The following is a 14,808-nucleotide window of genomic DNA, read 5'->3' as shown; positions in this document are numbered from 1 at the left end:
TTCAGTGATGAAGCGGTTGAAAAGATCTGGATTCGGAATTTCAGCTGGAATAATTATTCTTCTTTCATTTTTTATAAACAGTCAGGCTCAGCAATTAGCGTTTCCCGGAGCAGAGGGCGGCGGAAGATTCGCAGTGGGTGGAAGAGGTGGCTCAGTGTATGAGGTAACCAACCTCAATGACTCCGGGCCAGGAAGTTTAAGAGATGGCATCAGCGTTGCCAACCGCACAATTGTATTCCGTGTTTCAGGGATCATTCGGCTGAACAGCACGCTAAGGTTCACAAAGGATAACATTACTGTCGCAGGTCAGACAGCGCCCGGAGATGGAATTTGCATTTCAGGTTATACAATATCGGTTCAGGCAAGCAACATCATCATCCGGCATATTCGCTCACGACTAACCGACGCTACCCTCATTGAAGATGATGCGATGCATAGCTTCTCAGGAAATTATCAGAATATCATTATTGATCATTGTTCGTTAAGCTGGTCAGTCGATGAGACCGGTACTTTTTATGATATCAAGAACTTTACCCTTCAATGGTGTATTCTCAGTGAGAGTCTATATCACTCGGTACATGATAAGGGAGATCATGGTTACGCCGGGATCTGGGGTGGAAACAATGCATCCTTTCACCACAATCTATTGGCACACCACACCAGTCGGAATCCCCGTTTTGGCGGAAGCCGCTATACAGGCAAGCCGGATGAAGAGCTGGTTGACTTCAGGAATAATGTCCTCTACAACTGGGGAAATATTAACTCTGCCTATGGTGGGGAAGGCGGTAACTATAACATGGTTAACAATTATTATAAGCCCGGACCTGCCACTCCTGGCAACCTGAATACAAGTTCGGCAAGCAATAAGAGAAATCGCATCTTGAATTATACAAGCTATTACTATGCTTCGGATGCTGCAGTCTTTCCTGATACACTTTTTGGCGGAAAATTCTATATCGATGGAAACTTTGTTAAAGGTTATCCGGATGTTACGAGTGACAACTGGACCAATGGAGTTCAGAAGGATAGTTATAAGAGAGCCGCTCAGTTGATATCAGCGGCGCGTCAGAATGCTCCCTTTGCAACTGCACCTGTCTCTACTCAAACGGCAGAAGCAGCATACGTTTCTGTTCTCAATGGCGTGGGAGCAACTCTTCCGGTCCGTGATGTGGTAGATAAACGAATCATCAACGAAACGAAAACAGGAACTGCTACTTTTGAAGGGGCGACCTACGCAACAATAAACGCCACCGGAATCTCTCATCCTTCCGGAATAATTGATACGCAAGGGGATGTCGGCGGTCTGCCCGTTTACAATTCAACAGCTGCACCATCTGACTCTGATCATGATGGGATGCCCGATGCATGGGAGGTTACCAACTCATTAAATCCAAACGATGCAAATGATGGAAACATAATCGCATCAGGAGGATATACTAATCTGGAGAATTATCTCAACTCACTAACCGTAGTCCAGCCTTCGATCAATGTAATCGGAAGTGTAAGTAGCTTCTCTCAGTTGACAGGTTCACCGTCATCAGTGCAAACCTATTCTGTATATGGCACAGCTCTTTCGAATGATATTCTCATAACGCCACCGGAAGGTTTTGAGATATCTTCAGATGGAGGAACAACCTGGAATACTCACTCGTCACCTTTGACGCTGACGCAAGTCAACGGAGTTATTTCGGAAACGGTTTTGCGCATTCGCCTGAATGCTGCAATTACAGGATCTTATTCAGGCAATATTATTCATTCCAGTACAGGAGCTTCACAACTTGATTTACCCATCACGGGAATCGTAATATCCGCTATTACCGCACCGGCCGGAACATCAGTAACAGTGGCAAAAGATGGTTCCGGAAACTATACTACTGTACAAGCCGCTATTGATGCTGCTCCCACAGGAAGATCAGCGCCTTACATTATATTTATCAAGAGTGGTATTTATAAGGAGAAGATCACAGTGCCTTCCAATAAACCATTTCTTCAATTAGTAGGAGAAAGGGTAAGTACTACCATCCTGACCTATGATGATTATTCCGGAAAGGCAATGCCAGGTGGTGGAACATATGGAACTTCCAATTCGGCTTCAGTGACAATCAATGCCGCCGACTTCAGTGCAATCAATGTCACTTTTGAAAACACAACAGGTGATGCACCCCAGGCGTTGGCGATCAATGTGAATGCCGATCGCGCGGCTTTTAATAATTGCAGATTCCTGGGTGGTCAGGATACCGTGCTGGCGAATGGAAGCGGCAACAAACAATACTTCAGGCATTGTTATATTGATGGAGTGGTGGATTTCATCTTTGGAAATTCAAGAGCTGTCTTTGATTCGTGCTTTGTTTATGCGAAGAGCAGAGTTGATGGATTGAATGGAAGCTATATCACTGCTGCCAATACTCAATCCAATCAATCGTATGGTTATGTCTTTAGAAACTGTGTCTTTCCATCCAATACCGGTGTTACAAAGTATGTGCTGGGCAGACCCTGGCAAAACTCTACAGGTTCGGTTCCTCTATCTTTTCCAAGGGTTGTTTTACTGAATACCACTATGGGCTTTAATCAGATCAAGCCTGAAGGCTGGGCGATCTGGGATGCAGGAACAGTAACCAGCTCCATTTACTATGCCGAATATAAAAGCAGAAAGTTCAATGGCGATCCGGTAAACATCAGCAGTCGTGTCAATTGGTCATTTCAACTGAGTGATCCTGAAGCAGCGGTATACACGAATGCAACTCTTTTCGGAAGCTGGGATCCTTGTGCGTTTGCTACGGGCTTTTGTGACAATACTCTATCTTCTGTTGCAGTTTCAAATTTCAAAGGCAAGAAGGGGGCTACTACTTCTTCACTTACGTGGAATATCAGCTGGCCCATGAAGAACATTAAGTATGAATTATTCAGAAGCAGTGATAAGGTATCTTTTTCTAAAATCAATGAACAGGTTTCATTAAGCGACACCACTGTTAATTTTAATTATACCGATGCCGTGCCTTCCGCTGGAAGTACATTCTATTATTTTATAATTGCTTCTAAGGCAGGCAGAGATCCTCACAAAACTGAACTGGTTGAAATTTCCAGCACACCCACCATCACAACAACCGGCGCTCTCAATAATTTTTCCCAGGGACTTGGATTGCCATCCGCTATTCAGGCATACACAATATCCGGTGCTAATCTGACGAATGATGTTACGATCACGCCTCCCATCGGATATGAAATTTCCCTCAATGGAACTTCATGGACTGGCAATGCAAATCCATTGGTTCTGACACAAAGCGGTTCAAGTATTCCAACGACAACCATTTCAGTAAGATTAAACAGCCCGACAACAGGCTCATTCCCAGGAAAGATATCTCACAGAAGTGCCGGTGCGACGACTGTCGATGTGAACGTAACAGGTGATGTGCAAACAGATCCTCTTGCAGTTGCAAAGACCATTCAATACTGGCCATTGACGGTCAATGCTCTGGATGATGATCCGTCACGTGACTTAGGATTATTGACAACTCAACCAACGTTCAAGAAACTATCGCTTTCCAATGGAACGACAGTTGTTAGTATCCCTGCGTATTCAACAGGGTCGGGGCAGGCATTTGGTGCCGGTACGATCGGAGATGGTTTGTGGTCGGCGGCCAACGGTGGGCCGGGAGGAAATCTGAACCGTGGTATTTATCAACAGTTTACGGTGAAAGCTGCTTCGAATTATTCTGTGCATGTGGATTCTATATTATTGAAATCTTCATTCTACAACACGTCCTCCAATACAAAGCTTGCAATCGTTTATTCAAGATCTGGTTTTACAACTGCAGACTCCACAAGTATATCCGGCGGTGTAGGACCTGATGGAATGCCTTTACTCAGCACAGCGAACGGCGCTTTCGCAACACCCGTGCTATTGACGAATGAAACAGCAGGAACAACCAAACAGTATCGCTTTGCTTTCGCAGGTTCTGCTGGTGTCGACATTCCGCCGGGAGGGACCCTGACCATTCGTTTATACTTTAGTTGTGGAAGCACCAGTACAGGTCGCTATGGAAAGCTGAAAGATGTTTATATAAAAGGCTCTTCTTCGCTGGTTCCTGTTGTGAATACAATCGGTACACTAAGTGCCTTTACGCAAATTGTTGGAACTCCGTCTGCAACGAAAACATACTCAGTTTCAGGCAGCAATCTGAGAGGTCCGATTACCATCACGCCGCCTGCGAATTTTGAGATCTCATCCAATGGTGGAACCACCTGGAATAAAACCTCCTCACCACTTGTTCTTTCCCCTGTAAGTGGTTCTGTTGCATCGACACCAATCCTTGTCAGATTGAATGCTTCTGTAAAAGGATCGTATACCGGAAATATAACCCACGCGACCATCGGGCTAGGCAATGTTAACGTGTCAGTTAGTGGAGCATCAGCAGATCCTGTTACAGGATTGGAGGAAAACGCTTCATTAAATATTACCCTCAGTCCGAATCCCGCAAAGGAATCAGTAACTATTTATCATCCCGTATCTTCTCAGTCAAATGGACTCGTGATCCTTACCAGCACCGGTATCCGGGTCATGACTTCAGCAACAGGAACAAACGAATCCTCAACAGTCATCGATGTTTCATCTTTAAGCGCAGGATTCTATATAATGGAATTAAAAATAGATGAGAAGAATATAGTTCGGAGGTTTATTAAATTGTAGTGCCAATCGGTTTGCCATGCTAAAAATGAATTCAATGAAAGTGCTTTTTATAGTCTTATTAATAGTTAACATTTCATTTACATCGACTGCATCTCCCATTAAAGAGAAGAGAATAACAGTCGATCAGAGTGGAAAAGGAGATTATAAAACTGTTCAGCAGGCGTTTGATGCCGTGCCATCAGGAAATAAAAACCCGATAATCATTTTTGTTAAGAAGGGCATTTATAAAGAACGTTTGACTCTCGATACCCGAAAGGATTTTGTGACATTGGTTGGTGAAGACAAAAACGCTACAATCCTTACGTACAACAATCATACAGGAACCATCTTACCCAATGGAGACACCGTCAATACATGGACGTCTGCAAGTTTCTTCATCTATGCGAATGACTTCAAGGCAGAGAATATAACCTTTGAGAATAATGCAGGCTTCACAGCAGGTCAGGCAGTTGCCGTATTTGCCCATGGTGACCGCTTAGCGTTTACCAATTGTCGCTTTGTTGGATTTCAGGATGTGCTTTTTTGCAGTGGCCCCGGTGTCAAACAATTCTATAAAGACTGTTACATAGAAGGCACCACCGATTTTATCTTCGGACCTTCTACCGCTGTTTTCCAGAATTGCCATATCCATAGTAAAAAGAAATCCCATGTAACCGCAGCATCTACTCCGCGCGAAATAAAGTTTGGCTTTGTCTTTCTGGATTGTAAGCTCACAGGTGATTCAACGTTGCAAGGTGTTTCATTGGGAAGGCCCTGGACACCTTACGCAAGTGTTGCTTATCTCCGTTGTGATATCGGATCGCACATCGGTCCGGAGGGATGGAACAACTGGAGAAATCCTGCCAATGAACAAACAGCGCGTTACTCCGAATATAAATGCACCGGAGAGGGAGCGAAAAAAGAGGGAAGAGTGAAGTGGGTGAAAGAATTGACTGATGAAGAATCAAGTAAGTATACATTGAAGAACATCTTCGGTGAATGGAATCCATTAAAATGAAATGAGGTTAGGAACAGGATTCTTATTCTGGTTTACTTTCACCCTTGCAATTGAAAGCATCGGGCAATCTGTCTCTGATAAAACAGTATCGGAAACCTGGGTCGCGGATAGAGGCGATGGAACCTATAAAAATCCAATCTTACATGCTGATTATTCTGACCCTGATGTCTGCAGAGTTGGTGATGATTTCTTTTTAGTGTCTTCCAGCTTTGATGCTGTTCCCGGGTTGCCCATTCTCCAATCGAAAGATCTTGTTAACTGGAAACTTGTCGGTCATGCTTTAAAGCGTCAGCCTCCGATAGAAATCTATGAAAAGACTCAGCATGGCAATGGTGTCTGGGCACCCTCTATTCGTTACCATAACAATGAGTTTTATATCTACTATCCTGATCCCGACTTTGGTATTTATTTAACAAAGGCAAAGAACGCAACAGGACCCTGGAGCGAACCGGTTCTTGTTCAATCAGGAAAAGGATTGATCGATCCATGTCCTTTGTGGGATGATGATGGTTCTGCATATCTCGTGCATGCCTATGCAGGAAGTCGAGCAGGCATAAAGAGTATTCTTGTCGTGAAGCGAATGAATGCAAACGGGACAGCCATTGTCGATGCCGGTACAATCGTTTATGATGGACATGAAACTGATCCAACCATTGAAGGCCCAAAATTATATAAGAGAAATGGATACTATTACATCTTTGCTCCGGCAGGTGGCGTATCAACAGGATGGCAATGTGTATTAAGATCAAAGAATATTTATGGTCCTTACGAAAGAAGGGTCGTCATGGATCAGGGCTCAACAATCATCAATGGTCCGCATCAGGGTGCCTGGGTAGATACTCAAACGGGTGAAGATTGGTTTATTCATTTTCAGGACAAGAAAGCATTTGGAAGGGTTGTTCATCTTCAGCCCATGAAGTGGATCAACGACTGGCCGGTCATCGGGCTTGCCGGTAAGAACAATAAAGGCGAGCCTGTACTTTCTTATAAGAAACCCAACGTAGGAAGATCTTTTCCGGTTGCTTCCCCCGATGAAAGTGATGAATTCTCAACTTCAATAGGATTACAATGGCAGTGGCAGGCTAATCATGGTGCGACCTGGTCATTTATCAATCAAACAGAAGGAGCATTAAGGTTATATGCACAGAAGGTCCCTGAGCAGGCAAAGAACTATTGGGATGTTCCCAACATCCTGCTGCAAAAGTTTCCATCCGAAGAGTTTGTGGTCACAACCAAAATGACATTTCATCCCAATCAAAAACTGGAAGATGAGAGGGCGGGACTTATTGTAATGGGACAGAGTTATGCGGGTGTTTCCCTGCGAAGTAAAAAAGATGGCACTTATCTTGTTTATTCAGTGTGCAAGGATGCTGTTAAAGGGAATGCTGAACGTGAAATAAATGTTCTGAAGGTGACCACGCAGGTGATTTACTTCAGGGTTAAAATATCCAGAAATGAAATGTGTGTCTTTGGCTACAGCCTTGATGGAAAAAAGTTTGTGGATTTTGATGACACCTTTCAGGCCGAGCCCGGAAAATGGATAGGGGCGAAGGTAGGTTTGTTTTGCACCCAGACAACAGGGAGCAATGATGCTGGCTATGCAGATTTTGATTGGTTTAGAATTTCGAAATTGTAAATGAGAGCTTATGAATTATAAATTAAGATCATTCATCATTCTATCCCTTCTTTGTTCAGCGATCATTGCTAACGCACAGACAGCAACCATTCATTTTGACTTCACCGTATCAAAAGATGATAAAGCTGATTTTAAAACAGTACAAGAAGCGATCAATGCCGTTCCCGACTTCAGAAAAAATGTCACGACCATCAGAATCAAAAATGGTATCTATAAAGAGAAGCTTACCCTGCCCGCCACAAAAACAAATGTCAGACTCGTAGGTGAAGATCCTCTCAGGACGATTCTCACCTACGATGATTTCTACACAAGAAAGAATCGCTTTGGTGAAGATATTGGAACAACGGGATCCAGCAGCTTCTTCATTTTTGGCGATGGATTCACAGCAGAGAACATAACGTTTGAGAATTCCGCCGGTCCTGTTGGGCAGGCAGTTGCTGTCCGTGTGGATGGTGACCGGCAAACTTTTATCAATTGCCGCTTTATTGGAAATCAGGATACCTTATATCCCCATGCTGAAAAGAGCAGACAATACTATAAGGATTGCTACATTGAAGGTACAGTCGATTTTATCTTTGGACCTTCTACCTGTATTTTTGAGAATTGCACCATCTTCTGCAAGAAAGAAGGCTTTGCGACAGCAGCTTCAACCATTGAGGGTACTCCTTATGGATATGTGTTTCTAAACTGCAGGATCACCGGCGACGCGGCACAGAATTCATTCTTTCTTGGAAGACCCTGGAGACCTTTTGCAAAAACGGTTTTTGTGAATTGCTTCCTTGACAAGCATATCAAACCGGAAGGATGGAATAACTGGAATAAGCCGGATGCTGAAAAGACTTCATTCTATGCCGAATATAAATCCACCGGCCCTGGAGCAAGCCCTAATACAAGAGTTGCCTGGTCACACCAACTTACGGATGACGAGGCGAAGCTTTATACAGTGAAAAGTATTTTTGTGGATTGGGAACCGGGCAAGTAACTCTTTTAGCAAGCTCATTTAGGATCCTCAAATTCTCAATTCAATTCTGCCGTCTGACCGGCCTATTCTACCAATCTAAGAAAAGCGGTGTCTGAGATCAGGGCTTATGTATAATTTAAGTTTCGAACTTGATTCTTAAACCAAGCCCAAATGAAAAATCTTTACTATTCAGCATGCATCCTTCTGTTGCTTACTTCAGCATCAGGAATTGTCCTTGCTCAGGAAAACTCAGGTCTGGATCCATCCAATCCTTTTTACACTCAAAGCACCTTGCCATTACAGGCACCTGCATTCAATAAGATCAAGAATAATCACTTCGGACCTGCTATAGAGGAAGGAATGAAGCAGCAATTAAAAGAGGTTGAAAAAATTGCCGGCAATACATCCGCTGCATCGTTTGATAATACATTGATTCCAATGGAAAAAAGCGGAAGACTTCTCAGCAGGGTCAATGCCGTGTTAAGTGTCTATACCGGTGCTAATACAAATCCTGAGTTGCAGAAAGTAGAGCAAGACATGGCTCCAAAGCTTGCCGCGAATCGCGATGCTATCTATCTGAACTCAAAATTATTCAAAAGAGTAGAGTCACTCTATCAGAAACGCGATCAGCTGAAGCTTGATGATGAACAAAAAAGACTGGTAGAGATCTACTATCAGAATTTTGTGCTTGCCGGAGCTCAGCTTTCAGATCCCGACAAGGAAATATTGAAAAAATTAAACCAGGAAGAAGCTTCCCTGCGTGCAAAGTTTGGTAGTCAGTTACTGGCAGGCACCAAAGCAGGTGCGTTGGTAGTTACCGATAAAGCTGAATTGGCAGGAATGTCTGATGCGGCGATTGAAGCTGCAGCACAGAATGCCATTAAGAATAACATGCCCGGCAAATGGATGATCACACTCCAGAATACAACCAATCAGCCTGAGATGCAGGTGCTCACCAATCGTGCTACACGCCAGAAACTGTTTGAAGCATCCTGGATACGGACAGAAAAGAATGACGCTAATGATACGCGCCCAACCATTTCAAGGATCGCACAGATCAGAGCACAAAAAGCAAAACTTCTTGGATTCAAAAGCTTTGCAGAATGGAAACTTCAGAATCAGATGGCAAAGACTCCTGAGATCGTGCAGACATTCCTTGATAAGATGACTCCTGCAGCTGTTGCGAAAGCCAATATGGAAATTGCCGATGTGCAGACATTAATTGATCAGCAGAATGGCGGATTCAAACTTGAATCATGGGACTGGAGCTTTTATGGCGAGCAGTTGCGTAAAGCAAAGTTTGATCTGGATGAAAATGAGGTCAAGCCATATTTCGAAATAGATAACGTTCTCCAAAAGGGAGTTTTCTATTGCGCCAATCTTCTTTACGGATTGACTTTTAAAGAACGTAAGGATCTTCCCGTATATCATGAAGACGTGCGTGTGTTTGATGTCTTTGATAAGGATGGCAAACAGCTCGCATTGTTCTATTGCGATTACTACAAGCGCGATAACAAAAGGGGAGGTGCCTGGATGAGCAACATGGTGGGACAATCAAAGTTACTGGGAACCAAACCTGTAATTTATAATGTCTGCAATTTTCCTAAACCTGCTGCCGGTGAACCACAACTCATTACATCAGGTGCCATGCGTACCATGTTTCATGAATTTGGTCATGCCCTTCATGGGATGTTCTCCAACCAGACCTATCCTATGTTATCAGGTACTGCGACCGCAAGAGACTTTGTTGAGTTCCCTTCTCAGTTCAATGCACATTGGGCAACAGATCCAAAAGTGATCCGCAACTTTGCTGTTCACTATAAGACCGGAGAACCTATTCCTCAGGCCCTTATTGATAAGATGGAAAAAGCAGAAGGCTTCAACCGCGGATACTCTTTAATTGAAGCATTGTCTGCCGATAATATTGATCTTCAGTGGCATAATCTCGGCCCTGATACTCCTTTGCAAGATGTTGATAAATTCGAAGCGGAAGCGTTAAAGAAAACTGGGCTTGACTTACCTCAGATCAGACCACGTTACCGCTCTACTTATTTCTCTCACATCTGGGGAAGTGGATACGCTGCCGGATACTATGCTTATCTGTGGACAGAAATGCTTGCTTATGATTCCTACTCATGGTGCAAACAAAACGGAGGACTCACACGCGAGAACGGTGAGCGTTACAGGAACATGGTGCTCTCAAGAGGAAACTCCATTGAACTCTCAAAGATGTTCAGGGATTACAGAGGCCAGGATCCTGACAGCGGACCAATGTTGGGCAACATGGGATTGACACCTAAGTAGTTTAAAATAGAATGTAAATCATGAATTGATCTCAGAGTTGCGATACTCTGAGATCAATTTTTTGTTTTAGAGAGAGACTCCTCTCTTCCATGGAATAAAGTCATCCTGATTTAAATCTACAGCCTTAGCGGTAGCTCTTCCGCTGGCGATCTCAACAATAAAATCAAGGATATCTTCACCTACCTTTTCTATTGTCTTTTCTCCTGAAATGATGGAACCTGTATTAAAGTCGATGATATCCGGCATCTTCTGGGCAAGCTTTGTATTGGAAGATACTTTCACCACCTGGGAAATAGGATTGCCTGTCGGTGTACCTAATCCGGTAGTGAAGAGAATGATTTGAGCGCCGGATCCTGTTGTACCGGTTGTACTCTCGACATCATTACCCGGTGTGCACAATAAGTTAAGTCCAGGCTTCTTGATATACTCAGCGTAATTCAAAACATCCGCAACAGGAGCAGTGCCGCCTTTCTTTGCTGCACCGGCAGACTTGATAGCGTCTGTGATGAGGCCGTCCTTGATATTTCCGGGAGATGGATTCATATCAAAACCGGAACCCACTGCTTCCGCCGCACTGGAGTATGAACGCATCAGGTTCATGAACAGCTCTGCAGAATCATTGCTCACACACCGGTTGATGATCTCCTGTTCTACACCACACAATTCCGGAAACTCAGAGAGGATCGTGCTGCCACCCAGCGTAACCAGTAGATCGGAAGTATGACCAATGGCAGGGTTGGCAGAGATACCGGAGAAACCATCCGATCCACCGCATTTCAATCCAACAACAAGTTTGTTTAAAGGTGCCGGCTTGCGTTCCTGCTTGTTGGCTTCCATCAGTCCGACAAAAGTTTTCTGTATCGCGAGCGTAAGCAATGCTTGTTCTGTTCCTGCTTGCTGCTGATCAAGAATGAAGACTGGTTTGGAAGATGTCGGATCGAGTTCAGCGAACTTCTTCTGAAGGATTTCAATTTGTGCATTCTGACATCCAAGACTTAGTACCGTTGCACCGGCAACATTCGGATGATGAATATATCCCGCCAGCAATTTGCACAGCGTTTCTGAATCCTGACGTGTACCACCACATCCGCCTTCATGCAAAAGCATTTTAACACCGTCGATGTTCTTAAAGGTTTTTGATTGACCGTTGGGCTTGCTCTCCTGAAGTGAAAGGGAAGCAATCGCATCCGCCTTGCCATCATTGTATAGCTTTACCAGCTCATTCACATAATTCTTATAGGGATCAGGTTTGCTGAATCCTAGTCCTTCTTCAAATGCTTGCCGGATAACATTCACATTTCTGTTCTCACAGAATACTAATGGGATAACCAGCCAGTAGTTGGCAGTTCCTACCTGACCATCGGCACGATGAAATCCCATGAACGTTCTGTCTTTCCACTTTGAAACATCCGGTGGCGTCCATGAATGACTCTTCGTCTTTCCTGAATAGGGGGAAGCCTTGTGCTTAACATTATGTGTTCCGATTACGCCACCCTTCTTGATAGGCTGAGTTGCCTTACCTACAAGGATACCATACATGATCACTTCCTCATCCGGTGCCAGGTCTTTTTCTACAAACTTATGCTTGGCAGGAATATCATTTACCAGCGTAATGGATTGACCATTATGAGTGACTGATTCGCCACTTTTCAAGTCAGTTAAGGCTACCAGAACGTTATCCGATGGATGGATTTTTAAAATTTTATTTGACATATGAAGAAATCAAGTATATTGCGCAATCGATTGCGCATGCAAGGTATTAATTTTATCATTATTTAACAGAAAAAATTGCTTTATGAATCCCGGGGATGTTATCGAAAAAATGAGCTCCACAGGCCTCATCGCCGCCTGCCACCCCGGCAACGAAGCATCTATCCTTAATATCATAAAAGCCTCTTATAAGGGCGGCCTGCGCGTTTTTGAGATGAAACATCACCGCGAAGATCGTTCATTTTACCTGTTTAAAAGGATCCAGGAGGAGACAAAAAACCTCCATCTTCTCTGCCTTGGTGCAGGGGGTGTTCCCGATGCAGCTTCCGCAGAAATTTACTTGCAGAATGGTGCGCATTTTATCCTTTCTCCCTTCCTCAACAAAGACATGGCAGCCCTTTGTTCCGACCATGGAAAACTCTGGGTACCCGGTTGTGCCAGCCTCAAAGAGGTTGAAACCGCCGTCAACATGGGAGCACAGGTCGTCAAGATCCAGACTGCCAATCTCCTCGGCCTGAGTTTTTTTAAAGAGGTCAATCATTACTTTCCTGACTTGCATCTCATACCTTCAGGAAGTATTTCCGACAAGGAATCTGAATTGCTCAGCTGGTATCGAGCAGATACGCTGTGTGTGCAGATCACCCACGAACTCTTCAATAAAGAAAGCGTCGGTCTGAAAGACTGGGCAGGAATAGAGTTCCGTGTATTTAGCTTTATGCAACGCATCAAAAGAATAAGATCTTCCATGAATACTTTTGACAAATCAATAAGAACTGAGTTAACCTTTAAATCAATAAATAGTTAAGAAATGGTAGTAACATTTGGTGAAATTATGCTCCGCCTTGCAACACCAGGATATCTGCGTTTTGCACAGGCAACAGAATTGGAAGCAACGTATGGCGGCGGTGAAGCAAACGTCGCTGTATCATTGGCGAACTATGGCATCGACGCCAGCTTCGTCAGCAGCTTACCCAACAATGATATCGGCGATGCCGCGATCGCTTCATTAAGAACACACAACGTAAAAACTTCTCATATTCTTCGTGCCGGAGACCGTGTCGGAATATACTTTCTTGAATCCGGTGCCGTCAGCAGAGGAAGCAAGGTTATTTATGATCGCGCCAACAGCTCTTTCGCAAAATTGAAGAAGGGATCGATCGACTGGAATAAAGTGTTTGAAGGTGTTACCTGGTTTCACTGGACAGGCATTACACCCGCCGTTTCAGAAGGCGCCGCCGACGTGTGCCTCGAGGCATGTGAAGCTGCTTCAAAGAAAGGCATCACCATATCAACCGACTTGAACTACCGCAACAAACTCTGGAAGTGGGGCAAGACCGCCGGTGATGTAATGACTCAACTGGTCAATCACTGCGACATTATATTAGGCAATGAAGAAGATGCAGACATGGTATTCGGGATCAAACCTGAAGGAGTGGATGTCACCTCAGGTCATGTGGAAGGTGCAGCCTTTGAATCTGTAGGCAAGCAGCTCATGAAGAAATTTCCGAAGGCAAAGAAAGTGATCATTACATTAAGAGGTTCTATCAGCGCCAGTCATAACTCATGGTCAGGTGTTCTTTGGGATGGTAAGAAATTATTCGAAGCTCCAACCTATCAGATCACACACATTGTTGATCGTGTAGGAGGGGGAGACTCTTTCATGGGTGGATTGATCTATGGATTGATCACCTATCCAAAGGACGATCAGAAAGCATTGAACTTCGCTGTAGCGGCTTCCTGTTTGAAGCATACCATCAAAGGTGACTTTAACCTCGTTACTGTAGATGAAGTTGAAAAGCTGATGAAGGGCGATGGTTCAGGGCGTGTTTCAAGATAATTAACTGATAATGAAGACTTTTACCAGTGATGCAATACAACAGACCATGCGCTCTTCGGGCATGGTTCCTCTCTTTACTCACGAAGATCCGGGTGTAGCAAGAGACGTAGTGGAAGCTGCCTATCTCGGTGGTGTTCGGGTGTTTGAATTCACGAACCGTAAGAAGAATGCTTACGACGTGTTCGTTGAAATGCTGAAGTACTTTGAAAAGTATCCCGACCTTATGCTGGGTATCGGGACGATCATGGATGCCGCCACCACCAAAAAATTTGTCGATGCCGGTGCGCATTTCATCATCTCGCCAATCGTAAAACTTGAGATGGCAGAGTACTGTCTCAAAAATGATCGCCCATGGATTCCGGGATGTGCGACCCTAACAGAAATTGTTCTGGCAAAAGATAATGGCGCGAAAGTGATCAAGGTATTTCCAGGTTCTGTATTGGGACCAGGCTTTGTATCTTCCATCATGCCGGTTGTTCCCGATCTTCAATTGATGATTACAGGTGGTGTTGAACCAACCGAACAGAACCTCTCATCCTGGTTCAAGGCAGGTGCAATGTGTGTCGGAATGGGCTCACAGCTTTTTACCAAAGAAATCGTTGATACAAAAAACTGGATGCTGCTTCAGAAGAAAGTAACGGATTCTCTGGCGATCATTCAAAAAGTTAAAAAGTAA

9 protein-coding genes are annotated in these 14,808 nt (G+C 44.1%); 8 read left to right on the top strand and 1 reads right to left on the bottom strand.

The features are described from left to right. The first annotated feature begins 7 nt into the window (after positions 1–7). The 5 genes from HOP08_02075 to HOP08_02055 all read left to right on the top strand — a co-directional run bounded on the left by HOP08_02075 (position 8) and on the right by HOP08_02055 (position 10,585). A complete protein-coding gene (locus HOP08_02075) occupies positions 8–4,687 on the top strand; it encodes a T9SS type A sorting domain-containing protein (GenBank protein ID NOT73687.1) in 4,680 nt (1,559 codons plus the stop codon). Positions 4,688–4,721: 34 nt separating this feature from the next. Beyond that, the gene (locus tag HOP08_02070; protein ID NOT73686.1) at positions 4,722–5,684 is read left to right on the top strand and encodes a pectin esterase; all 963 of its coding nucleotides are present in this window, start codon (positions 4,722–4,724) and stop codon (positions 5,682–5,684) included. 1 nt (position 5,685) lies between these two features. Beyond that, positions 5,686–7,320, top strand: coding sequence for a glycosyl hydrolase 43 family protein (locus HOP08_02065; protein ID NOT73685.1), 1,635 nt, complete (start codon positions 5,686–5,688; stop codon positions 7,318–7,320). 10 nt (positions 7,321–7,330) lie between these two features. Next, on the top strand, positions 7,331–8,302 hold the full coding sequence (locus HOP08_02060; protein ID NOT73684.1) for a pectin esterase: 972 nt from the start codon (positions 7,331–7,333) through the stop codon (positions 8,300–8,302). A 150-nt stretch (positions 8,303–8,452) separates the two neighbouring features. Then, entirely contained in the window at positions 8,453–10,585 is a 2,133-nt protein-coding gene (locus tag HOP08_02055) for a M3 family metallopeptidase (protein NOT73683.1), read from the top strand. A gap of 66 nt (positions 10,586–10,651) precedes the next feature. On the opposite strand, the gene HOP08_02050 is transcribed toward HOP08_02055, so the two are convergent. Beyond that, a complete protein-coding gene (locus tag HOP08_02050) occupies positions 10,652–12,298 on the bottom strand; it encodes an altronate dehydratase (GenBank protein NOT73682.1) in 1,647 nt (548 codons plus the stop codon). 82 nt (positions 12,299–12,380) lie between these two features. On the opposite strand from HOP08_02050, the gene HOP08_02045 reads away from it, so the two are divergent. Genes HOP08_02045 through HOP08_02035 form a run of 3 tightly spaced genes read left to right on the top strand, consistent with a single transcriptional unit; the run spans position 12,381 to position 14,808 of the window. Next, positions 12,381–13,100 (top strand): hypothetical protein, encoded by a 720-nt coding sequence (locus HOP08_02045; protein NOT73681.1) that lies wholly within the window; start codon positions 12,381–12,383, stop codon positions 13,098–13,100. A 3-nt stretch (positions 13,101–13,103) separates the two neighbouring features. Then, complete coding sequence (locus HOP08_02040) at positions 13,104–14,132, top strand: sugar kinase (protein NOT73680.1); 1,029 nt, start codon at positions 13,104–13,106, stop codon at positions 14,130–14,132. Between the two features lie 10 nt (positions 14,133–14,142). Further along, a complete protein-coding gene (locus tag HOP08_02035) occupies positions 14,143–14,808 on the top strand; it encodes a bifunctional 4-hydroxy-2-oxoglutarate aldolase/2-dehydro-3-deoxy-phosphogluconate aldolase (GenBank protein NOT73679.1) in 666 nt (221 codons plus the stop codon).

The sequence above is a fragment of the Cyclobacteriaceae bacterium genome (assembly GCA_013141055.1).
Classification (GTDB): Bacteria; Bacteroidota; Bacteroidia; order Cytophagales; family Cyclobacteriaceae; genus ELB16-189.
Note: the sequence above shows the minus strand (reverse complement) of the source record. Positions and strands in the feature narration are given on the sequence as shown.

Excerpts from the sequence above, each read along its gene's own strand:
- HOP08_02055 (NOT73683.1), top strand. The coding sequence starts at position 8,453 with ATGAAAAATCTTTACTATTCAGCATGCATCCTTCTGTTGCTTACTTCA.
- HOP08_02065 (NOT73685.1), top strand. The coding sequence starts at position 5,686 with ATGAGGTTAGGAACAGGATTCTTATTCTGGTTTACTTTCACCCTTGCA.
- HOP08_02040 (NOT73680.1), top strand. The coding sequence starts at position 13,104 with ATGGTAGTAACATTTGGTGAAATTATGCTCCGCCTTGCAACACCAGGA.
- HOP08_02035 (NOT73679.1), top strand. The coding sequence starts at position 14,143 with ATGAAGACTTTTACCAGTGATGCAATACAACAGACCATGCGCTCTTCG.
- HOP08_02070 (NOT73686.1), top strand. The coding sequence starts at position 4,722 with ATGAAAGTGCTTTTTATAGTCTTATTAATAGTTAACATTTCATTTACA.
- HOP08_02075 (NOT73687.1), top strand. The coding sequence starts at position 8 with ATGAAGCGGTTGAAAAGATCTGGATTCGGAATTTCAGCTGGAATAATT.
- HOP08_02060 (NOT73684.1), top strand. The coding sequence starts at position 7,331 with ATGAATTATAAATTAAGATCATTCATCATTCTATCCCTTCTTTGTTCA.
- HOP08_02045 (NOT73681.1), top strand. The coding sequence starts at position 12,381 with ATGAATCCCGGGGATGTTATCGAAAAAATGAGCTCCACAGGCCTCATC.
- HOP08_02050 (NOT73682.1), bottom strand. The coding sequence starts at position 12,298 with ATGTCAAATAAAATTTTAAAAATCCATCCATCGGATAACGTTCTGGTA.